Origin of the sequence: Methylobacterium sp. Leaf102, assembly GCF_001422425.1 — a bacterium.
Lineage (GTDB): Bacteria > Pseudomonadota > Alphaproteobacteria > Rhizobiales > Beijerinckiaceae > Methylobacterium.
This window is the reverse complement of the sequence record NZ_LMMX01000039.1, coordinates 161,988-183,711: the sequence shown is the minus strand read 5'-3', so window position 1 is coordinate 183,711 and position 21,724 is coordinate 161,988. Positions and strand designations below refer to the sequence as shown.

Genomic DNA, 21,724 nt, shown 5'->3' with positions numbered 1-21,724 from the left:
GCGAGGGAGAGGCAAGGCGGGGGCTCCCTCTCCTCCCGGGAGGGGGAGCCCGTCGCGACCGCCCGATCCCAGGCGAGCGCACGCGTTTGGTATGATAGCCTCCGCTTCCCGAACCCCGAGGACCGCCCCATGACCAGCATCGACGCGCTGATGCGCTCCGTTCCCGTCATCCCCGTCCTCGTGGTCGAGGACGTGGCCCATGCCGAGCCCATCGCCCGGGCGCTGGTGGCCGGCGGCCTCACCGCCCTGGAGGTGACCCTGCGCACCCCCGCCGCCCTGGAGGTGATCCGCATCATGTCCGGGGTCGAGGGCGCCGTCGTCGGCGCCGGAACCGTGCTCAACCCGCGCGATCTCGACGCCGCCCTGCAGGCGGGCGCCCGGTTCATCGTCAGCCCGGGCCTCACCGAGTCCCTCACCCGCGCGGCCATCGACCGGGGCGTGCCCTACCTGCCGGGCATCGCCAATTCGGCCGACATCATGCGCGGCCTCGATCACGGCCTCGATCGGTTCAAGTTCTTCCCGGCCGAGGCCGCCGGCGGCATCAAGGCCCTCAAGGCTCTGGCCGGGCCGTTCCACGCCGTCCGCTTCTGCCCGACCGGCGGCATCACCGAGGCCACCGCGCCCGACTGGCTCGCCCTGAAGCCGGTGCTGTGCGTGGGCGGCTCCTGGGTGGTGCCCGCGGGCTTGCCCGAGGAAGCGGTGATCCGCCGCTCGGCCGAGGCCGCCGCTCGCCTGCGCGCCGCCTGAGGGGGACCGAGCAGTCCCACCCGGCCCATCGGCGCCATGGAACCGCTCGGGGCATGGCCTCGACAGCGCGGGGTCGGGCCTCGGGCCGGGGACCGTCGGTGTTGCGTCACCCGGGACGCCCGGGGGACGAAGCCGCTTGGCCGCCTTCGGATCTCAGGACCCCGATCCCCCGGCGTCGCCCGATTCGCACGGGCTTACCCGGAGCTGGGAGGCCGGGCCCCGCGTCATCCACAGGGGGTGTGGACGCCGCCGGGCCGTGATGGCCGATCCACCGGGATCGCCCGACGGGATCGCTTGGTATGCCAAGCGTCGGCTCCGACTCGGCATCCATCTTGAAAATAATCCCGTGCCTGCCTCAGAAAACGCCATTCAAATCAACGGAAGAATGATTTTAGGCCTTTTTCAATCTAGAAGCGGAATCATAATTCAAGATTGAGCCGTTATAGGGCAGTTTGTTCTCCCTGGTCCAGGTCTAGGCGCGCATCGCAGCGGCCTGGAAACCGCCTGTGCGTCATACGCTTAGCCGCCTGTGCAACGTTGCATGGCCGCAACACGGCAGCGGAACCGCTGTGCTGATCACGTTTTCGAGTTGCCCGGCGGAACCGGCTCGCACAGAGTGACTGGGCACTGGGGGCATCGCCAGCGCAACACTTCTGCAAACCAGCGAACATCGCTCGGCTGTTGAAAAATAAGGACGACACGGGTCGTGGTCCGCCGGATCACCATGCCCGAAATCGTTCATCCCTCGGGTCTCGAAGCTTTTGGAGATATCAATGAAGCTCTTGAAGAGCTCGCTTCTTGCCTCTGCTGCTGGTTTTGCAGCCGTCGCTGGAGCACACGCAGCCGACCTTCCGGTCAAGAAGGCTGCCCCCATCGAATACGTTCGCGTCTGCTCCGCCTACGGCGCCGGCTTCTTCTACATCCCCGGCACCGAGACCTGCATCCGTCTCTCCGGCCGCGCCCGCCTCGAAATCGGCTACCAGCAGCAGGACAGCCGCTCGGGCAGCAACGGTGACACCACCGGCTACCGCGGCCTCGCCCGCATCAACGTCGACGCCCGCACCCAGACCGCCTACGGCACCCTGCGCGCCTTCACCCGCCTCGAATTCGCCTCTCGCACCGGTTCGACCCAGGGCCTGCGCTCGGGCACCCAGGAGCGCATCGGCAACGCCTTCACGGCGATCGGTCAGGATCAGGTTGGTCGCGTCCAGCAGTTCGTGAGCACCGAGAAGGCCTTCATCCAGTTCGCCGGCCTCACCGCCGGTCGCGCCTCCTCGTTCTTCGACTTCTACGCCCACGACTTCGAGATCAGCTCCGCCACCGGCGGCTCGGACCTCGCCTCCACCAACCTGCTCGCCTACACCACCAAGCTCGGCACCGGCGGCTTCTCCGCCACGGTCTCGCTGGAAGACCCGAGCTTCCGCCGCAACACCATCTACTCGCAGGAGGCCACCACCTCGCCTGCGCCGCAGCGCGTCCTGATCAGCACCGATGCCTTCGGTCGCCCGGTCTTCGGCGCCGTCGACGTGTCCCAGCGCAACCGCGTGCCGGACTTCGTCGGTGTCCTGCGCTACGACGCCGCCTGGGGTTCGGCCCAGCTCTCGGCCGCCGCCAAGGAGCTGAACACCGCCAACTTCATTCAGGGCTACGCTGCAGGTGCTCCCCCGGCCGGCGTGCCGATCGCCAACTTCGCCGGCTTCACCGCCCGTCCCGCCTCCGAGTTCGGCTGGGCCGTGCAGGGCGGCGTGAAGATCAACATGCCGTTCATCGCCCCGGGCGACACCTTCTATCTCCAGGGCGCCTACGGCGAGGGCGCGACCCTCTACACCGGCTACTCCTCGTACAACGGCTCCTACACGTCCCGCGCCAGCACCATCGCGGGCGCCGCCTTCGACCCCTACATGTCGGATGCGACCCTCAACCCGCTCACGGGCAAGATCGAGCTCTCGACCTCGTTCACCGTCGTCGGTTCGTTCCTGCACTACTGGTCGCCCGAGTGGCGTTCGGCGATCTTCGCCAGCTACGGCGAGCTGAGCTTCGCCCGCGGCGCCCGCTTCAACAACGCCCTCGCGTACGCCACGGCGACGGGTGCCCCCGGCGCCAGCTCCGCCGTGCTCAATGCACTTGCCGGCTCGCAGTTCACCGGCATCATCGGCACGCCGTCCTACAACGTCAGCCCCGTGCTGCGTGACACCTATCAGATCGTCGCCGGCGCCAGCCTGATCTGGTCGCCCGTCAAGGATCTCGATATCGGCGTCGAGGGCGTCTACACCAAGGTCGGCGTCCAGAGCGGCCGTGTGGTCGATCAGACCCGCTCCAACGGTGCAGTCAACGCGATCAACCTCGCCAACGGCAACGTCAAGACGGTCACGGCCGACGACACCTACCAGATGCGCATGCGCATCCAGCGCGACTTCTAAGCCGCTTTCGATCGGTCGGTGTCGCTGCGACATCCGACCGGTCGGGACCACCACACCTTCGAGAACACGAACTGGCCCGGCTGCGAAGCCGGGCCTTTTTGCGTCTCGGCCTGGCCCAGTCCGGCACGCGAGTTGCGAGTTACAAGTTGCGCCGAACAGTGCGCATTCCACGAGATCCGTGGAAATCACCGATTGCGTCGGCGGTGGCCGTCGCTAACTTGCTATAAGCGCCTTCAGCGATGGACGTCGTGCCAATCGCCCCCCGGGAGTCAGCCTGACAATGCGTTCGCGTCATTCAAGATCCGCCGTCACGGCGGCTTTCGTTGCTTTTGCGGTCTCGGCCACGGCCGTGGGTTCTGCCCAGGCCGACGATCTGACCGGCACCTTGAAGAAGATCAAGGAAACCAACGGGATCACCATCGGCTACCGCGATGCATCGGTGCCGTTCTCCTACCTCGACAACGATCAGAAGCCCGTCGGCTACGCGTTCGAGATCTGCAAGAAGGTCGCCGATGCGGTGAAGGTCAAGCTCGGCCTGCCGAAGCTTGAGGTGAAGTACAACCCGGTCACCTCGGCGACGCGTATCCCCCTCATCGCCAACGGCACCATCGATCTCGAGTGCGGTTCGACGACGAACAACCCCGACCGCCAGAAGCAGGCGACCTTCACCAACACCCACTTCCTCACGGCCACCCGCTTCGTGTCGAAGAAGTCCGCCAAGCTCGACAAGATCGACGATCTCAAGGGCAAGACCGTGGTCTCGACCTCGGGCACGACCAACATCCGTCAGATCAACGAGATCAACACGGCCCGCAACCTCGGCCTGACCATCCTGCCGGCCAAGGACCATGCCGAGGCCTTCCTCATGGTCGAGACCGGCCGCGCCGTCGCCTTCGTGATGGACGACGTGCTCCTCGCCTCGCTCGCCGCCAGCTCCAAGGAGCCGGGCGCCTACAGCATCTCCAGCGAGGCCCTGTCGAAGCCCGAGCCCTACGGCATCATGCTGCGCAAGGACGACGCCCCGTTCAAGGCGGTCGTCGACGAAGCCACGGCCAAGCTCTACAAGAGCCCCGAGGGCAAGGCGCTGTACGACACCTGGTTCACCAAGGCGATCCCGCCGCGGGGCATCAACCTGAACCTGCCCATGAGCGAGGCCATGGTGAAGGCGTTCGCCAACCCGAGCGACAGCCCCGATCCCGCCGCCTACTGATTCGAACCGCCTGATCCGGTTCTTTAAAGGGGCTCCGGCGATGCCGGGGCCCCTTTTTGCATCAGGCCTGCCACACCCGGGGGAGGGGGCCGCCGCGGTAACCGACGAGGATGTGCTGGGCCAGGGCCCGCAGGGCCGCCGGGTCGCTCCCGAGGAACCGCACCACGAGGTTCCCGTTCCAGGCGCTCGCCGCCGCCTCGACGCCATCCCGCGCGCCCGCTCCGTCGAGCAGCGCCCGTATGGCGTCCAGGCGGCCTTCGGCCCCGGGCGCCACGTCGACCAGAGTCGCCATCGCCCGGGCGTCGTCCCCGATGGCCGCCCGTTCCAGGGCGTCCGCGATCGCGCCCTCGAGGCGCACCGAATCGGCGTAGACGAGGCGCCCGTCGCGCCGGATCCGCCAGTGATCGTGGAAGCGGCCCTCGCGGATCCGCTCGCCGCGCGCCACCCGCCCGAACGTCACCGCCTCGAACGCGAGCAGGCCCGCATCGCCGTCGAGATCGGCGACGAGGCTGCGCTCCAGACTGGCTCCGTCGAACAGGATCGTCTCCTGCGGCAGGAAGGCGAGGTGGCCGCCGGCACCCACTGCGACCCGCGTCTCGATGATCGTCCTCGGCCCGTCGGAGCGATAGATCTTCTCCGCCGCCGTGGTGGTGAGCACGAGCTCCGCCCCCGGCCCGACGGCGACGGACACGGCGAAGCGGTCGCCGCAGGCGATGCCGCCGGCGCTGTTCAGCAGCACCGCCTCGCACGGCCCCGCCGGCCCGCGCGGCAGGCGCACGCGCAAGGGGCCGGCTTCGGCGATGTCGAGGATTCGCGTGTCGGAACCGAGCCGTCCGACGCGCAGGTGCACGCGCCCGTCCGAGCGCTGGCGCATGGGCGGCGTGGAACGGTCGCCGGCCGTCACAACAGGGCGTGCGCCGGCGCGCGCCGACACCTCATGCGCCGGTGGCGACGGGGCGCTCCGGGTCCGAACCCCATTCCGACCACGACCCGTCGTAGAGGGCCCGTGCCGGCCGGCCGAGGCTCTCCAGGGCGAGCGAGACGATGGCGGCCGTGACGCCGGATCCGCAGGTGGTGATCACCGGCTTGCCGGGATCGACGCCGTTCTCGGCGAACACCGCCCTCAGGGCGTCGGGCTCCTTCAGCCGGCCCCCCGCTTGCAGCGCCGAATAATGGACGTTCCGGGCGCCCGGCATATGGCCCGGACGGACCCCGGGCCGGGGCTCCGCTTCCTCGCCGCGAAAGCGCGGCCCGGACCGCGCGTCGACCACCTGGGCCGATCCGGATTCGAGAGCGCGCGCAACGTCTTGCGCATCCGCCACGGCCCCGTTGTCGAGGCGGGCCGTGAAGGGCCGGGGCTCGCGCGCCCGCCCCTCGCCGTCCTCGACGGGCCCACCCGCCGCGACCCAGGCCGGAAATCCACCCTCCAGGATCGCGGCGTCGCGCGCGCCGAACACCTGCAGCATCCACCGCACCCGGGGTGCCGAGAACAACCCCAAGCCGTCATAGACCACGATCTGTGCACCATCGCCGATGCCGAGCGCCCCCATCCGTGCGGCGAACACCTCCGGCCGCGGCAGCATGTGCGGCAGGCCGGACGTCCCGTCGCTCATGGCATCGATGTCGAAGCGCACGGCGCCGGGGATGTGCCCGGCCCGGTACTCGGCCGCCGCGTCGCGCCCCTGCGCCGGCAGGTACCATGAGCCGTCGAGGACCACGATGTCGGGGGCCGCGATCCGGGCCTTGAGCCATTCGGCGGTCACGAAAGGCGTCGTCGCCATCTTGTCTGAATCCATGCAGTCTCGGGGATGGGCACACTCAACCATATCCCGGCGCGACATGCATCCATCGCCGGAATTCGGGCGCCCGGGCGATCGACATCCCGCGGAACGATGCCGAGCTTTACGCGCGAAGCCGCCCGCCATGGTTTCACGGGCGAAGCCGCCCGCCATGGTTTCACGCGCGACGCCGCCCGCGATGCCCTATGTCATCCGTCGCCCCCTTCGGAAAGCCGGAGCGTTCCACCTTTGACCCCACGCGAGACCTTCCACATCGAGATCTTGAGCCCGGAACCGGTGGCGGACGGCGAGGACCCCGTGCGCCAGCGGGTCTCCGTCCGCGTCGGCAGTCTGGAAAGTGCCACGGAGCGTGCCTTGAGCCTGTTCGCCCGCGCCCGCGCGCCGCAGCGCGGCGGCGGACCCGCCGAAGCCGTACGGGTCATCGACGGGGCCGGGACCGAGGTGTTTCGCCGAAGCCGCTTCGACGAGCCGGGCTGAGGAGTGATGCGACGCCTGTCCCGTCTTCTCCTGATCCCGGCCCTGGTTCTGGCCTTCTGCGCCCTGTTCGTGCGGAGCTACAGCCTGCCGCCGGCGCCCGACCGGCGCGGCGGCACGGTCGTCGTTCTCGACTGGCCGAACCGGCCGTTCTTCGGAAGTCCCCGCGGCGATTGCCTTGGGGAGCCCGCGTCCGATCTCCCCATCGCCTGCCTCATCGCTTCCGTCGCCCGTTCGCGGGAGGCCGTGGTGCTGGCGTCCCTGCCGTTCTGCGTCACCTGCCACGACCTGTCGCAGCGCATCGCCGCTTTCGGCCGCGATCCCGCTTCCGTGTCGGCGGCGCAGGCACGGATCAGTCGCTTCGGCTGGTAGGGCGCGCCGAACGTCTCCACGGCCACACGCTTGCGAGGACCGAAGCCCGGCTTCGGCGAGCGAGGGAACGGCTCAGCCAGGCACGTAAGGCTTCGAGCCGCCGGGCAAGTCCGAACAGCGGGTCGCCCCCCGGCGTCGCAACAAGCACGTGCGCGAGGGGCATCCGTCCCGCCCAGAACGTCTCGGCGAGGCGGAAATCCGGTGGTGCGCAGGAATCGGCTCCGGTGAGACCGGCATCCGCGATGACGCTCAGGGTCATGCGATGGACGAGTTGTGCGCCGGGGGAGTCGCGGGCCTCCGCTTCCGCGAACGAGATTTTCAGGCACCACGCCGTACCTCCGGTGACGTAGGTCACCGCGCTGGCCAGCGTCGTGTCCCCGCGTCGTAGCCGGTCGATCCGGGCCGTTCCGCGCGCCCCGAAGGCGGCCACGGATGCGTGCAGGAACGCGACCTGCTCCGGAGAATCGCCGAGGGCGGTCCCGGCGCGGCCCTTCCAACCCCTACCTTCGAGGGCGACGTAATCGTCCAGGGCCGCGCCGAGGTTCACCGGATCACGCACGATCTCGAACGTCAGGGGCCCGAGGCGTTTGGCCGATTGCCGGAGGCGCCGGCGGCGTCGCGAGGACAGGTGGTCGAGCGCGGCGGCGCGCTCGGGCTCCGTCCGGCCGGAGAGCTCGAGGACGGCGCGGGCATGGGGCCAGAAATCGGCACGCGGCAAACCGTATGCGCGGCACGCCCCCGACAGCAGTTCCGCGAAGGGGCCGCGTGTGGGCACATAGGTCAGCATCAGGCGCCGGCCGGCGAGGTGACCGGCCGCACGCAGAAGAGCATCGAGGGCGTGGGCCGGCCTGTCCGGATCGAGGAGGGGAACACCGAAAACACCGAACCCGTGCATCCAGCCCATGGCGAGCCGCAGGGGAAAGCCCCAGCGTCGCCATCCGCGTCGGCACGGCCACACGGCAATGAGGCGGAGGCCTGGCTCTTCCGGCGGGCGATCTCCCACCAGCAGCACCTCTACGCCGGCCCCGAAGGCCTCCCGGGCGGAGAGGGCGAAATCGGCGTCGTAGAACAGGTTCTCGATGAAGGGACGCTGGCTCAGGGTCCGCCAGGCCGCGATCCACGGCGCCGTCGGATCGAGGGGGCGCAACGCGGCGACCCAGTCATCGGCCCGATGCAAGGGCGGGGTGTCCCTGCGACCGGCCATCAGGTGCCGCGTCTGCGTCGGATCAGGGTCGCGACTCCGAGGATGTCGAAGCGCCACGCCATGGCGCCGGCCCCGAAGAGCAGGATCACGAGTTCGAGGACGACGGCCGGTACCGTCCGCCCGGCGCCCGAAGCCTCGATCCACCCGATGGCGAGCCTGCAGGCGAGGGCGGTCGCTGCGATGATGGAAACGTCGCGCCAGGGCACCGGCATCCGGATGCCGCTCGGGTCGCCGACGATGAAGACGAGGCACGCCAAAGCCTGTCCGACGACGACGGCGATGGCGGCGCCGATGATCCCATACGGTGGGATCAGCACGGCCGAGAGGCCCGTGATGATGATCAGGAGTGTGACGGACGCGACGGCGTCGAGGCGGCTCGACGCGGAAAAGTAGATCACCTGCCCGAAATAGTACGAGCGCAGCATCAGAAGGACGCTGGCGGCCACGAGCAGGGGGGCCACGCCGAGGGCGGCGGCGCGATAATCCGGCCCGAGGAGAATCGCGACCACGAGATCGTCGAAGGCGAGGAAGAAGACGCCCCCGAAAGCCGCGATGAGCGTCATGAGCCGCGCGGCGCCCTCCAGAACCGGGCGGGCGGCCTCCATGCCGCCGCTGCGCGCCTCCCGTTTGGCGATGGAGACGAGGGCGAGGGCGATGCTGTCGCCGAACACGACGAAGCTCTGTCGGAGAAAATCGGAGAACGCACCGTAAGCGCCGAGTTCGGCGACACCGACGCTCTGGCCGATGATGAGGCGGTCGATGGTTTGAGCCAGGGCCGCGGCGGCGAAGGACAGGACCAGGGGCCATCCATAACTCAGCAGGCGGCGCGCTTCTGCCCAGCTCCCGCGCCCGCGCAGGAGCGGTCCGATGGCGAACAGCGGGGACAGGGCGGCCAGAATGTTGGCGAGTGCCGTCGCGAGCAGAAGATCGACGGCGTGTCCGGTCCAGAGGAGGACGCCGCTTCCGAGCACGAGAACCAGGATTGCACGCAGGACGATGGCGACGGCCACGGCACCGACCTCGAGACGGGTACGGGCGATCTCGCAGGCCCCCTCGAACACCATCATGCCGAGGACGGCCGCCACGATGGCGGCGGCCGCGGCGGGCGCGACGATTCCGAGCCAGGCTCCGAGGGCGGCCGCCAGGGCGGCGAGGGCGATCATCGCCCCGAGCAGGCGCACGACGGTACCGACCTGATCCGGCGCGCGTACCTCTTCGTAGAGGGCGAAGAACGAGAACTTCGGCCACTGGCAGGTGGCGCCGTAGAGGACCAAGGCCCATGACAGCATCAGAAGGTAGCCGCCATAAGCCTCCACCGGTGCGAGCCGGGTGAAGACCGCCAGGGACGCCATGTTGAGGGCCGCTCCAACTCCGCGCGAGCCGACATAGGTGAGGGTGTGGCGGGCGATCATCGACGATCCACGGATCGGGCGGGCGTTGCTGGACGTCGATGGCGTCCCGTCGCTTCCACCGTTCTGTTCCACCCGTCGTCGACGCGGGCTTACCCGCTGGAGCCGCATCGAGCCCTAGCACGCCGGTGTTGCCGAGGTGTCAACGCAGTCGGACGGTGCGGATGGGGGGTCCCTTTCGCGCGCCGCCTTCGCTACACAGCGGAGATCGGACGCCCATCCGGCGCATCCACGGGAAGGGAGACGGCCGGTCACATGCAGGATTCGTCGCGATCCGATCCCGCCACCGCGCTCGTCGATCCCGACGTGCATGTGGAGAGCTTTCGCCAGGCCCGCGAGGCGAGGCGCTTGGAGCTGGTGGAGGATTACGTCGAACTCATCGCCGACCTCATCGGTGACGGCGGCGAGGCGCGCCAGGTCGACATCGCCGCGCGCCTCGGCGTGGCCCAGCCGACCGTCGCGAAGATGCTCAAGCGATTGGTGGAAGACGGCCTCGTCCAGCAGCGGCCGTATCGTGGCGTCTTCCTCACCACGGCCGGGCAGGCGCTTGCGGTGCAGAGCCGGGAGCGCCACCGCATCGTCGAGAAATTCCTGTGCGTCCTCGGCGTCAGCGCCGAGACGGCCCGGCGCGATGCCGAAGGCATCGAGCACCATGTCAGCGCCGAGACCCTGGAAGCCTTCCGGCGCTTCTCGGAGGGCAAGGTCTGAGGGGCGTCACCGCCCGATCGGCACCGCCCGTCCGCCATCGACGAGGATTTCCGCCGGCAGGGGGTGGCTGAGAAAGCCGGTCGGGCTCGCGGTCAGGCCGTAGGCACCCGATTGCAGCACGGCGACGAGGTCCCCGGCGGCGAGATCGGGCAGGAGCGCATTGCGCGCCAGCATGTCGAGGGGCGTGCAGAGGGGGCCGACCACGGCGCAGGGCGTGCGCACGCCACCCTGCGGTTCGACGACCGCGGCGACCGGATAGTCGCGCTTGACGATCTGCCCGAGATTGCCCGACGCAGCCAAATGATGATGCATGCCGCCGTCGGTGATGGCGAAGCGTTGCCCGCGCGAGACCTTCACGGCGCGGACCTCCGCCACGTAGATCCCGGCCGCTCCGACGAGATAGCGTCCCGGTTCGAGGACGATGCGCGCGGTCGCGAGGCCGGGAGTGGCGGCCACCATCGCGCGAAGGTTCGGGATGCCGGCGCCGACGGCGTCGAGGTCGAGGGCTGTATCGCCCGCGAAGTACGGGATACCGAGGCCGCCGCCGAGATCGACGGTCTCGAGGGGGCGCTCGATCCGAGCGGCGACCCGGGCGGCCAGCCGCAGGCCGTAGGCCCATTGGCCGAGGAGGGTCGCGGCGGAAAGCCCCTGCGTCCCGGCGAACAGGTGCAGGCCGACCAGGCGGAGGTCGGGTTCGGCCTCGACCCGATCGACGACGGCGTCCAGTTCCTCCTCGTCGAAGCCGAAGGGCGACGGCTTGCCGCCCATGCGCATGGCCCCACCCTGCGCGTCCGGCCCGGGATTGACCCGGATCGCCACGGCGGTCCTGCATCCGTGCCGGGCGGAGGCCGCCGCGACGCGCTCCATCTCTTCGATATTCTCGAGATGGATCTCGCCGATGCCGCCGGCGACGACCCGATCGATATCGGCCTCGCTCTTTCCCGGTCCGGCAAACAGGACCCGCTCGGATCGCACGCCGGCGGCCAGGGCCGCCTCGTATTCCGCACCCGATGCGATCTCGGCACCCGCTCCCGCCTCGGCGAACACGCGGATGACGGCCGGGCGCGGATTGGCTTTGACGGAATAATCGACCTCGGCGAAGCCCGCGACGGCCTGCGACAGGGCACGGTAGGCCCGTCGCATGAGATCGGCATCGTAGACGAAGAGCGGCGTGCCGTGGGCCCGTGCGAGGGCGGCGAGATCGAGTCCACCGACGTGAATCACCCCATCGTGCCTCGGGAAATCGGCGGCGATCAGGTGTTGGGCGAGACCGTCGTCAGACATCCCGGCGTTCCGCCGCGAGGCGCTTGTAGTCGATCTTGCCATTGGGCGTGACGGCCAGGGACGTCACCGTTTCGATGGTGCGGGGGACCATGTGGGGCGCCACGGTTTCCCGCAGGGCGCGGAGGGCCGCCTCGGGGTCCGGGCCGCCCTCGGCGGCGATACCGATGGCATGGATGCGTTGCCCGAGACTCGGATCGGGCAGCCCGATGACCGCCACGGCACGGAAGCCGCCCGTCGCCATCAGCGCCGCCTCGACCTCGGTCGGGCTGACGCGAAAGCCCGAGGTCTTGATCATCGCATCGTCGCGGCCGACGAAGGTGAAGTAGCCGTCCGCGTCCTCGACGACGATGTCGCCCGAGCGGCACACGGGTGGTCCGCCCGGAACGAACGGATCGGGCACCAGCACGCGCGCGGTGTCCTCGGGCCTGTTCCAGTAGCCGAGGGACACGGTCGGGCCGCGATGCATGAGGATTCCGGGCTCGCCCGGCGCGGTGCGGCGTCCGTCGGCGGTGACGGCGAAGATCTCGGTCTCCGGGATGGCGCGACCCATGGAGGCCGGGCGGGCTTCGAGCTCCGCGGGCGGGAGCCAGGTCGACCGGAAGGCTTCCGTCAGCCCGTACATCAGCACGATGTCCGTGTGGGGCAGTGCCCGGCGGAGGCGTGCGACGGTGTCCAGGGGCACCGCCCCCCCGGAATTGGTGACGTAGCGCAGGCTCGCCAGATCCGCCGTGGCGAGGCGCGGCGCGGCGCGGGTCAGGAGGGTCCACAGGGTCGGCACCCCGGCGAGACCGGTGATCCCGTGTGTTTCGATGGCGCGCACCACTTCGTCGCCGAACCGGGCGTCGAGGAGCACGAGGCAGGCGCCCTGCTCGACGGCCGTGAGGAGCTGGTTCAGGCCGTAATCGAAGGCGAGGGGCAGCACCGACAGGATGCGTTCGTCCGGCGTGAGGCCGAGGTAGGTCCGCACGATGCGGGTTCCGGCGAGGAGGTTGGCGTGCGAGAGCATGACGCCCTTCGGCAGGCCGGTGGAGCCGGAGGTGTAGAGGATGGCGGCGAGATCCGGGGGCGGGGCCGGCCCGTCGCGCTCCGGCAGGATCAGGAGGACGCCGCCGGGCATCGATGCCTCGGCCTCGACCGCGAGACCGTCTCCGAGGGCGGTGCGCAAGACCGCTTCGGTCAGAAGGGCGCGTGCGCCGCAATCCTCGACGATGTGGCGGATCTGGGCCGCGCGCAGGCTCGGATGGATCGGCACGAAGGCGGCGCCGGCTTGCGCGATGGCGAACAGGGCCGCGCATTCGCCGGTGGATTTCGGCAACAGAACCGCGATCCGATCGCCGGGGCGGACACCGGCTTCGATCAGCCGGGCCGCCAAAGCGGCGACGCGGTCACGCAAGCCTGCGTAGGTCAGACGCTCCGCGCCGGCCACGAGGGCCGTGCGGTACCCGGCCGGCCGGTCCAGCAAATGGTGAACGCGGGTCGGCCCTTCCATCGCCTCAGGCTCGATCCCGCTTGGCCGCGGCATAGGCCGCGAGGGCATCGATGCTCTCGAAATGGGCGAGGGCGAACGCGTTCTCCTCGATCTCGAACCCGAAGCGTTCGCCGAGGTCCATCATCAAATCGAGGACGCCGATGGAATCCAACGCGTCGCTCGTCACCAACGACGTCCGGCCCGTGATGGCGTCGGGAGCGAGACCGGGATTGCGCCCGAGGATGAACGCGCGGATGGCCTCGCGCGCTTCGCTCACCGTCTCCACGCTGTGTCTCTCGACCAAGGCTCGCACTCCACCGGACGCCCTTGCGGGGACGTGACGCGATTAAGCCATGCGAGGTGCGCGTGTCCATGCGGGGGGTGCGTTCGCGAGCGAACGTCAGACGGAGTCCACTGCTTCCGCACTCGCCGTTTCGGGCATCGGCTCGCCATCCGGCACCACGTCGACCTCGACCTTGAGCTTCTGCGAGCCGGATGACGAGACGATGCCGTCGATGGGCGAGACGTCCGTGTAGTCGCGTCCGCGCGCCACGACGATGTGGTCGTCGCACATGCCGATTCCGTTGGTGGGATCGAGGCCGATCCAGCCCTCTCCGCACCAGACCGAGACCCAGGCGTGGCTGGCATCGGCGCCGCGCAGGCGGGGGCGCCCGACGGGGGGAATGGTGCGCAGGTAGCCGCTGACATAGGCCGCTGGCAGTCCGAGACCGCGCAGGCCCGCGATCATGATGTGGGCGAAGTCCTGGCAGACCCCGGCCCGAAGGGCGAACGATTCGGCGAGCGGGGTCCGGACGGAGGTCGCCTTGGCGTCGAACCGGAAATCCTTTCGGATGCGCTGCATCAGGTCGAAGGCGCCGCCATAGGCGCTACGCCCGGGCGGAAAGCTCGTCCGCGCATATTCGGTCACCTCGGGGGCGAGGGGCACGCGAATGCTGGGGAAGAGAAAGTGCACCGGTGCGTCCGGCGCGAGTGACCGCCGATCCAACGCGCCGTCGCGGACCCGCTCCCAGGACGGCCCGGATTCGGGCGCGGGTGCGGGGGCGCGCGTGACGTCGACCCGCGAAAGCGACTCGACCCGTAGCTCCGTATGCGGGGTGTCGATGGTGACCGCCACCACGTCGAGGCCGAAATAGTCGCGCCGGACCACCCGCTGGCGCGGCTCGGGGGTGATGGTGAGGGTGCTGCCCAGCACCGTCTGGCCCTCGCCGTCCGTTGGGCGCAGGCGCAGGCCGCAGCGGGCATAGCGGACGGGCCGGGCGTAGCGGTAGGTCGTGAGATGGCGCAGCGTGTAGATCACCCGAGCCCCACGAGCTTCTCCGGCCGCAGGGCGTGCGGACCATTGGGGAAATAGCGGGTCGCGATGGCGTCGGCCAAGCGCTCGAATTCGTTCTCCAGGCGCGCCAGGGTCGCACCGTCGAACTCGGCCGCTTCGCCCGTGGCGAATTCGGCACCGATCCTGGCGGCGAGGCGCTGATGCGGCTCGGGCAGTCCATCGACGCGGAGCGTCGGCAGATCCGACAGGTGCCGCTCGATGGCGACGATCTGGAAGGCGACGGAGCGTGGATTGAACGGATCGAGGAGTACCATGTCGCGCACGGGGTCGAGGGCGGCCCCCTGCATGTAGCGTGCGCCGAAGGCGATATGCGAATCGCAGAGCGAGAGCATCACGCCGAGATCCTCGGCGGTGGCCGTATCCCCGGCGAATTGGGTCGCGAAGGCGCAGGTGTTGATCACCCGCTCGATGCGCCGCCCGAGATCGACGAAGTGCCAGCCCGCCGTGCGGTTCATGTTCTCCTGTGCCAGACCCGCGAGCGCGGCGATGAGACCGAGGCCCCGCTCGGCCAAACCGACGAGTTCGGCCTCGGAATAGGCACGGGCGTCGCCGATATCGAGGAGGTCCTTGAGATCGGCCAGAACCCGCCAGGCTTCGCCTGAGAGCCGCTCGCGCAGGATCGCCGCGTTGGCGCGTGCCGAGAGGCTGTGGCACAGGGCGGAACCGAAATTGTCGCGCTGGCTCAGGGCCTCGCGCGCCAAGGTGGCTGTGGGGAGATCGGGGGCCGAAATCGCCCCCCAATCGTCGAGAAGGGCTCGGATCCGCAACGAGGTCGGAGACCGTGCATCACCGACGATATCGGCGCTGACGGCGGCGCCGACGCTGCCGAGATGCGCGACCACGAGACGGATCACCGCCTCCGCCCGCTCGACGTAGCGCCCGAACCAGAACAGGTTGTCGGCGGCCCGCGACGGCAGGTGTCCGGCGATTCGACGCACCTTCTGGGTCGCGGGCTGAATCGTCGGGACCGACTCGACGGGGCCGTCGGAGAGGATCCAGACGTCGGCCGCCTTGATGCCGGCGCGCATCTCGATGGGGTCGAGGTCGGCACGCTCCGAGATGCGGCAGAAGCCGCCGGGCATCACCCGCCAACCCTCCGGCGTCATCGCGGCGAACACCCGCAAGGCGAAGGGGCGGGGCACGAGGTGCAGGGAGCCGCCGGTGCGATCCCAACCGGGCGTCGTCGCGAGGGGCGCCCGCTCCTGGGCGACGTAGTCGAACGGTCGGTCGCGTAAGGCCGACACGACCCGTTCGCGGTCCGCCCCGAAGGCGAGGGGGGCCATGATCGCGTCGCGGGCCATGCCCTTGGGGGGCGTCGCCACCGGCCGGAGCGTCAGGGCGTCGAGGTTCTGGCGCACATGGGCAAGGCTGTCCGGATCCCCGCACCACCAGGTGCGCGGGCCGGACAATCGAAGGTCGGTGTTCATCATCTGCCGGGCGATGCCGGGCAGATAGGCGGCGAGGGCACCGGACTCGAGGATGCCGGAGCCCGGCATGTTGCCGACGACGAGGCTTCCATTGCGTAGGGCCTCGATCAGGCCCGGGACCCCGAGGCGGGACGACGGGTTCAGTTCGAGGGGGTCGACGTAGTCGGAATCGATGCGGCGCCATAGGGCATCGGCCCGCTTCAGGCCCGAGACCGTGCGGACATGGAGCGCGCCGTCCTGCATCACGAGGTCGTCGCCCTCGACCAGGAGCAGGCCGAGATAGCGCGCGAGCACCGCCTGCTCGACATAGGTCGAACTGAACGGGCCCGACGTGAGCAGGCAGATGCGCGGGTCGCTGCGCTGGGAACCCAGGGCAAGTCCCTGCCGGAGGGCCTGAAAGAACGGCGCCAGACGCTCGACGTGGAGATCGGTGTAGAGATCCGGGAAGGCGCGGGTGAGCACCATCCGGTTCTCCAGGGCGTAGCCCGGTCCGGACGGCGATTGGGTCCTGTCGGCCAGCACCTGCCAGCGCCCGTCGGGTCCCCGGGTGACGTCGGCGGCATAGAGCTTGAGGAAGCGACCGCCCGGCGGCGCGATGCCCGCGAGGGGACGCATGAATTCCGGACTGCCCGCAACGACCGCGGCCGGGAGGAGACCGCCGGCGACGAGGCGGTTGGGGCCGTAGATGTCGGCGAGGATCGCTTCCATCAGCTCCGCCCGCTCGACGATGCCTGCGCTCAAGTCCTGCCAGTCGGCCGCCTCCACCACGAACGGGAGGGAGCCGAGCGGCCAAGCGTGATCGCGCTTGTCGCCGTAGATCCGGTAGGAGATCCCGGTGTCACGGATGTGGCGTACCGCCGAGACGAACCGGGCGGCGATATCCACCTCGGTGAGGTTGCCGAGGTGGTCGAGGACGCGCGTCCAGGCCGCGCGCGGCTTGCCCGAGGCGTCCATGAATGCATCGGGTACGCCGGAAAGCGGCCGGTAGCCGGAGGTCCAGCGTGCCAGCCGTTCCGCCCGCCCGGAGACCTCCGCCTCGGCCGCAGCGCTCATCGCGGAGCCGGGCTCCGCAGGTCGAGGGTCATCGGGAATTCCCGATTGGTCTCCTCCACGGGCATTTCGACCTTGCCGGGGGTGTGGCCGTGGGCCTGGAAGCGGGCAAGGCGCCGCCCCTCCGCCTCGTAGGTGTTGACCGGGAAGGTCTCGTAGTTGCGCCCGCCCGGATGGCTGACGTGGTAGCGGCAGCCGCCGAGCGACCGGCCGCTCCAGGCATCGAGAATGTCGATGGTGAGCGGCGCGTGCGCGGGGATCGTCGGGTGCAGGGACGAGGCCGGCTGCCACGCCTTGAAGCGCAGGCCCGCCACCGCCTCGCCGGCAGTGCCCGTGCCGGTCATCGGCAGGCGACGTCCGTTGCAGGCGATCACGTGCCGGCCGGGCACGAAGCCCTCGACCTTGACCTGCAGCCGCTCCACGGACGAATCGACGTAGCGCACGGTTCCCCCGATGGCGCCTTCCTCACCCAGCACGTGCCAGGGCTCGAGGGCCTGGCGCAGTTCCAGCTTCACGCCGCCATGCTCTACGGTCCCGAACACGGGAAAGCGGAACTCGCGCTGCGCCACGAACGCGGCTGGATCGAAATCGTAGCCGGCACCCCGGAGATCCTCCAGCACGTCGAGGAAGTCGGCCCACAGGAAGTGGGGCAGCATGAAGCGATCGTGCAGGCCCGTGCCCCAGCGGACACAACCGCCCTCCTGCGGCTCGCGCCAGAGCCAAGCCACGATGGCGCGCAGCAGGAGTTGCTGGGCCAGACTCATGCGGGGGTCCGGAGGCATCTCGAACGAGCGGAATTCGAGAAGCCCGAGCCGTCCCGTCGGGCCGTCGGGCGAGTAGAGCTTGTCGATGCAGATCTCGGAGCGGTGGGTGTTGCCCGTCACGTCCACGAGGATATTGCGGAAGATGCGATCGACCAGCCAGCGCGGGATGTTGGGCTCGTCGGGCTTCGGCACCTGCGCCATGGCGATCTCGAGTTCGTAGAGTCCGTCGTGGCGCGCCTCGTCCATGCGTGGAGCCTGGCTCGTCGGGCCGATGTAGAGTCCGGCGAACAGGTACGACATGGCCGGATGGCGTTGCCAGTACAGCACCAGGCTCTTCAGGAGGTCGGGCCGGCGCAGGAACGGTGAATCCGTCGGCGTGGCGCCGCCGAGCACGACGTGATTGCCGCCGCCGGTGCCGGTGTGGCGACCGTCGGTCATGAATTTCTGCGCGCCGAGGCGGATCTGGCGTGCGTCCTCGTAGAGGTCCGTGGTGATCGTCACGGCATCGCGCCAGGACGGAGCAGGATGGACGTTGACCTCGATGACGCCGGGGTCCGGGGTGACCTTGATGACGTTCATGCGCGGATCGAACGGCGGCTCGTAGCCCTCGATGTGCAAGGTCTGCTTGAGTTCGGCCGCCGCGTCCTCAAGATGGCCGAGGAGTTCGAGATACTCGTCCACCCGTTCCAGGGGCGGCATGAATACGTGAATGACGCCGTTGCGCGGCTCCACGGCGAAGGCCGTGCGCACCGCGACGCCGGTCATGCCCGACCCGTTGATGGTCTCGGCGCCCTGATGGCCTTCCGGCAGGGCGTCGCGTGCCTCCAGGGGGTCCTGGGGCTGGTAGTAGGGATAGCTCTGCGGCGGCACGTAGGGCAGCGACGAGAGCGGCAAGCGGTAGCCGACGGGGGAATCGCCCGGCGTGAGGAAGGCGTGACCGCGCCGGAACTCCCAGGCTTCCGAGACCCAGATGCGGTCCGCAGCACCCTCCCGGCCTGTCGGAAGGCTCGCTAGCGGCAACGCGTATCCGGCGGGAGCGCCGAGCCCGCGCTCGAACACCCTCGCCATGCGAGCGTTGGTCTCGGGATTCGGAAATCTCGGTTCCGAGGTGGTGACGTTGACGGGAAGCTCATCGCGCTTTTCCGTCCAGTAGACCGGATCCTCGAAGGCGGGAAAGACATAGGGACCGAGCCCGATGCGCTTGGCGACCCCGTCGATCAGGGCCTTGGCTTGGGTCGCGTTGGCGTCGCGCGGTCCATCCTCGGCGGCAATCAGGCTGTCGTCCTTCCACACCGGCACGCCGTCGCGGCGCCAGTACAGGGCGAAGGCCCAGCGCGGCAGGCTCTCGCCCGGATACCACTTGCCCTGGCCGTAATGGAGCATGCCGCCGGGTGCGAAGCGCGTGCGCAGGCGCCGGATGAGCTTGTCGGCCAAGCCGCGTTTCGTCGGTCCCACGGCGGCGGCGTTCCACTCCGCCGATTCGAAATCGTCGATGGACACGAAAGTCGGCTCGCCGCCCATGGTCAGGCGCACGTCCTGCTCGGCCAGATCCACGTCGATGCGGTCGCCGAGCGCGTCCATGGCCGCCCAGATCTCGTCGGAGAACGGCTTGGTGATCCGCGGGGCCTCGGCGACCCGCGTCACCGTCATCTCGAAGCCGAACGCGACCTCGGCCGGCTCGGCGAGCCCCGAGATGGGCGCAGCCGAGTTGTAGTGCGGGGTCGCGGCGAGCGGGATGTGGCCCTCGCCGCAGAGAAGGCCGGACGTGGCGTCGAGGCCGATCCAGCCGGCGCCCGGGAGATAGACCTCGGCCCAGGCATGCAGGTCGGTGAAATCGGTGGAGGTCCCGACGGGGCCGTCGACCGCGGTGGTGTCGGGGATGAGCTGGATCAGGTAGCCGGAGACGAAACGGGCGGCCATCCCGAGGCGGCGCAGGATCTGCACCATCAGCCACGCGGAATCGCGGCACGAACCGCTCTTCAGGGTCAGGGTCTCGGCGGCGCTCTGCACGCCCGGCTCCATGCGGACGCCGTAGGTGATCTCGCCCGCCACCTGGGCGTTGAGGGCCACGAGGAACAGGACCGTGTTCGGTTCGGCCGGAAGGCGGGTCAGGAATTCGTCGACCTCCGGCGCCATGGCCTCGTCGAGCACGAGGTAGGGCTTCAGCTCCGCCGTGAGATCGTCGGCGTAGGTGAAGCCGCGCGCCTGGGCATACTCCTCCACGAAGAAGTCGAACGGGTTGATCACCGACATGTCGGCGGTGAGATCGACCTCGATCTTCAGCTCGGTGGTCTTCTCGGGGAAGATGAGGCGCGCGAGCCAGTTTCCGTTCGGGTCCTGCTGCCAGTTGATGAAGTGGTTCTCGGGCAGGATCTTGAGGGAGTAGGCCGGTACGGCGGTGCGCGTGTGCGGCGCGGGCCGCAGGCGGATCACCTGTGGACCGAGCGCGATCGGCCGGTCGTAGGTGTAGTGCGTGACGTGGTGCAGGGCGGCTTTGATCGACACGGGGACTCCCGCAGTACCAGGGCGTGGGGCCGGAGGGGCGTGGACACGCCCGATCCGGCTGCGGAGAACCGGGCCACCGCCCTGCGGTGCTCCCGGGGGATGCTGTCTTCAAGCCATACGCCAACGGTCGCGCTTGTGCGATGGGCTTGCCGACGATGTGCCGTCGTGCCGTGGGGCACAGACCTCGCATCGAAGCGAGTCCGTAAGCAAGTTCCGTGCATGATCCGCTGGCGGCCCGGTCTGGGAACATAGTCGGACGCCACCGCTTAGCTCACCGCGTCGGGGGGCGGGTCGTTCCCGGTGGGCACGTGGTGCTTGAGGGTGGTAAGGGACGGGCATCGGAACGGCATCATGAAGATCTTCCAGTGCCAGGCCTGCGATCAGCCCGTCAGCTTCGAAAGCACGGCTTGCGAGAGCTGCCAGCGCCGCCTCGGCTATGTGGGTGAAGTGCATGAGATGTCGGCACTGGAGCCCGTCGGCGAGATCTGGCACGCCTATGCCAACCCGACCCGCAAGTACCGCTTCTGCGCCAATGCGGAGCACGGCGCCTGCAACTGGCTCGTGCCCGACGACATGCCGGAGCGGTACTGTACCGCATGTCGTCACAACCGTGTGGTGCCGGACCTCGGCATCACCTGGAACCTCACGCGCTGGCGCCAGATCGAGGCGGCCAAGCATCGGCTGTTCTACTCCCTGCTCCGCCTGAACCTACCGCTGATGAACCGGACGGAGAATCCCACCACGGGGCTCGCCTTCGATTTCCTGGTCGATCCGTCGGAGAGCTACCGCATCGGGCCGCCCGTCCTGACGGGGCACCACAGCGGCATCATCACCCTGAACATCGCCGAGGCCGACGACGTCGAACGTGAGCGGCGGCGGATGCTGTTCGGTGAGTACTATCGCACCCTGCTGGGGCACTTCCGCCACGAGATCGGGCATTACTTCTGGAACGTGCTGGTGCGGTTCGACCAGAGTTTGTGGACGTTCCGGTCGCTGTTCGGCGACGAGCGGGACAATTACGGCCGTGCACTGCAGCGGCACTACCGGGAAGGCGCACCGCCGGATTGGGAGGAATCCCACGTCAGCGCCTACGCCACCAGCCATCCGTGGGAGGATTTCGCCGAGACCTGGGCACAGTATCTCCACATCGTCGACACGGTGGAGACGGCCGGCACCTTCGAACTCCACGTGCGGCCGCGCCTGCGCAACGGGCCGGCGGACCCCGTCGTGATCGACTACGATCCCTACCAGATTCCGGATTTCAGCCGCCTGGTCGAAGCGTGGCTGCCGCTCACCTACGCGGTGAACTCCCTGAGCCGCAGCATGGGGCAGCCGGCGCTCTACCCGTTCAAGCTGACGCCGGCGGTGATCGCCAAACTGTCCTTCGTCCACGAGCGCATCGTCACCATGCGGTGCATGGGCCATGGCATGGACAGCGAGGAGGCCGGATCGGAAATCTTGAAGGCGGTCATCACCGGTCTTCGCAAGCGCGTCGCTGCACCGAACGTCTGATGTCCGGCGCTGTCGGT

The 21,724-nt window shown here is 69.2% G+C and carries 17 protein-coding genes; 7 read left to right on the top strand and 10 right to left on the bottom strand.

The annotated features are described in order from the left end of the window. The first annotated feature begins 129 nt into the window (after positions 1 to 129). The 3 genes from eda (at position 130) to ASF27_RS19665 (ending at position 4,377) form a co-directional block, all read left to right on the top strand. A complete protein-coding gene (gene eda / locus ASF27_RS19675) occupies positions 130 to 747 on the top strand; it encodes a bifunctional 4-hydroxy-2-oxoglutarate aldolase/2-dehydro-3-deoxy-phosphogluconate aldolase (RefSeq protein ID WP_056175785.1) in 618 nt (205 codons plus the stop codon). 773 nt (positions 748 to 1,520) lie between these two features. Beyond that, entirely contained in the window at positions 1,521 to 3,167 is a 1,647-nt protein-coding gene (locus ASF27_RS19670; RefSeq protein ID WP_056175789.1) for a porin, read from the top strand. 280 nt (positions 3,168 to 3,447) lie between these two features. Further along, entirely contained in the window at positions 3,448 to 4,377 is a 930-nt protein-coding gene (locus ASF27_RS19665) for an amino acid ABC transporter substrate-binding protein (protein WP_056304387.1), read from the top strand. Positions 4,378 to 4,438: 61 nt separating this feature from the next. Here ASF27_RS19665 and ASF27_RS19660 read toward each other — a convergent pair whose 3' ends face one another. Further along, the gene (locus tag ASF27_RS19660; protein WP_056176182.1) at positions 4,439 to 5,251 is read right to left on the bottom strand and encodes an urease accessory protein UreD; all 813 of its coding nucleotides are present in this window, start codon (positions 5,249 to 5,251) and stop codon (positions 4,439 to 4,441) included. A 61-nt stretch (positions 5,252 to 5,312) separates the two neighbouring features. Continuing rightward, positions 5,313 to 6,158, bottom strand: a complete 846-nt coding sequence (gene sseA / locus ASF27_RS19655) for a 3-mercaptopyruvate sulfurtransferase (protein ID WP_056362823.1) — start codon at positions 6,156 to 6,158, stop codon at positions 5,313 to 5,315. 246 nt (positions 6,159 to 6,404) lie between these two features. On the opposite strand from sseA, the gene ASF27_RS19650 reads away from it, so the two are divergent. Then, the gene (locus ASF27_RS19650; RefSeq protein WP_056304386.1) at positions 6,405 to 6,653 is read left to right on the top strand and encodes a hypothetical protein; all 249 of its coding nucleotides are present in this window, start codon (positions 6,405 to 6,407) and stop codon (positions 6,651 to 6,653) included. Positions 6,654 to 6,659: 6 nt separating this feature from the next. Beyond that, complete coding sequence (locus tag ASF27_RS19645; RefSeq protein ID WP_056304385.1) at positions 6,660 to 7,022, top strand: hypothetical protein; 363 nt, start codon at positions 6,660 to 6,662, stop codon at positions 7,020 to 7,022. On the opposite strand, the gene ASF27_RS19640 is transcribed toward ASF27_RS19645, so the two are convergent. Together ASF27_RS19640 and ASF27_RS19635 are read right to left on the bottom strand one after the other, a co-directional pair. Then, positions 7,003 to 8,199, bottom strand: a complete 1,197-nt coding sequence (locus ASF27_RS19640; RefSeq protein ID WP_244481061.1) for a GNAT family N-acetyltransferase — start codon at positions 8,197 to 8,199, stop codon at positions 7,003 to 7,005. The genes ASF27_RS19645 and ASF27_RS19640 overlap by 20 nt on opposite strands. Before the next feature lie 26 nt (positions 8,200 to 8,225). Next, positions 8,226 to 9,638, bottom strand: a complete 1,413-nt coding sequence (locus ASF27_RS19635) for an oligosaccharide flippase family protein (RefSeq protein WP_056362723.1) — start codon at positions 9,636 to 9,638, stop codon at positions 8,226 to 8,228. Positions 9,639 to 9,890: 252 nt separating this feature from the next. Here ASF27_RS19635 and mntR point away from each other — a divergent pair, with 252 nt between their 5' ends. Next, complete coding sequence (gene mntR, locus ASF27_RS19630; protein ID WP_056267662.1) at positions 9,891 to 10,343, top strand: manganese-binding transcriptional regulator MntR; 453 nt, start codon at positions 9,891 to 9,893, stop codon at positions 10,341 to 10,343. A gap of 6 nt (positions 10,344 to 10,349) precedes the next feature. Here mntR and ASF27_RS19625 read toward each other — a convergent pair whose 3' ends face one another. The 6 genes from ASF27_RS19625 to ASF27_RS19600 all read right to left on the bottom strand — a co-directional run bounded on the left by ASF27_RS19625 (position 10,350) and on the right by ASF27_RS19600 (position 20,195). Further along, entirely contained in the window at positions 10,350 to 11,627 is a 1,278-nt protein-coding gene (locus tag ASF27_RS19625; RefSeq protein WP_056362721.1) for a type III PLP-dependent enzyme, read from the bottom strand. Further along, entirely contained in the window at positions 11,620 to 13,116 is a 1,497-nt protein-coding gene (locus ASF27_RS19620; protein WP_056362716.1) for an AMP-binding protein, read from the bottom strand. Before ASF27_RS19620 ends, ASF27_RS19625 begins: the two co-directional genes overlap by 8 nt. Before the next feature lie 4 nt (positions 13,117 to 13,120). Beyond that, a complete protein-coding gene (locus tag ASF27_RS19615; RefSeq protein ID WP_056362820.1) occupies positions 13,121 to 13,372 on the bottom strand; it encodes an acyl carrier protein in 252 nt (83 codons plus the stop codon). 123 nt (positions 13,373 to 13,495) lie between these two features. Then, entirely contained in the window at positions 13,496 to 14,413 is a 918-nt protein-coding gene (locus ASF27_RS19610) for a transglutaminase family protein (RefSeq protein ID WP_056362713.1), read from the bottom strand. Further along, the gene (locus tag ASF27_RS19605; RefSeq protein ID WP_056362710.1) at positions 14,410 to 16,929 is read right to left on the bottom strand and encodes a circularly permuted type 2 ATP-grasp protein; all 2,520 of its coding nucleotides are present in this window, start codon (positions 16,927 to 16,929) and stop codon (positions 14,410 to 14,412) included. Before ASF27_RS19605 ends, ASF27_RS19610 begins: the two co-directional genes overlap by 4 nt. Next, the gene (locus ASF27_RS19600; RefSeq protein WP_082479364.1) at positions 16,926 to 20,195 is read right to left on the bottom strand and encodes a transglutaminase family protein; all 3,270 of its coding nucleotides are present in this window, start codon (positions 20,193 to 20,195) and stop codon (positions 16,926 to 16,928) included. The genes ASF27_RS19605 and ASF27_RS19600 overlap by 4 nt, the downstream gene beginning before the upstream one ends. A 351-nt stretch (positions 20,196 to 20,546) precedes the next feature. On the opposite strand from ASF27_RS19600, the gene ASF27_RS19595 reads away from it, so the two are divergent. Continuing rightward, the gene (locus tag ASF27_RS19595; RefSeq protein WP_056175832.1) at positions 20,547 to 21,707 is read left to right on the top strand and encodes a putative zinc-binding peptidase; all 1,161 of its coding nucleotides are present in this window, start codon (positions 20,547 to 20,549) and stop codon (positions 21,705 to 21,707) included. Positions 21,708 to 21,724 lie beyond the last annotated feature (17 nt).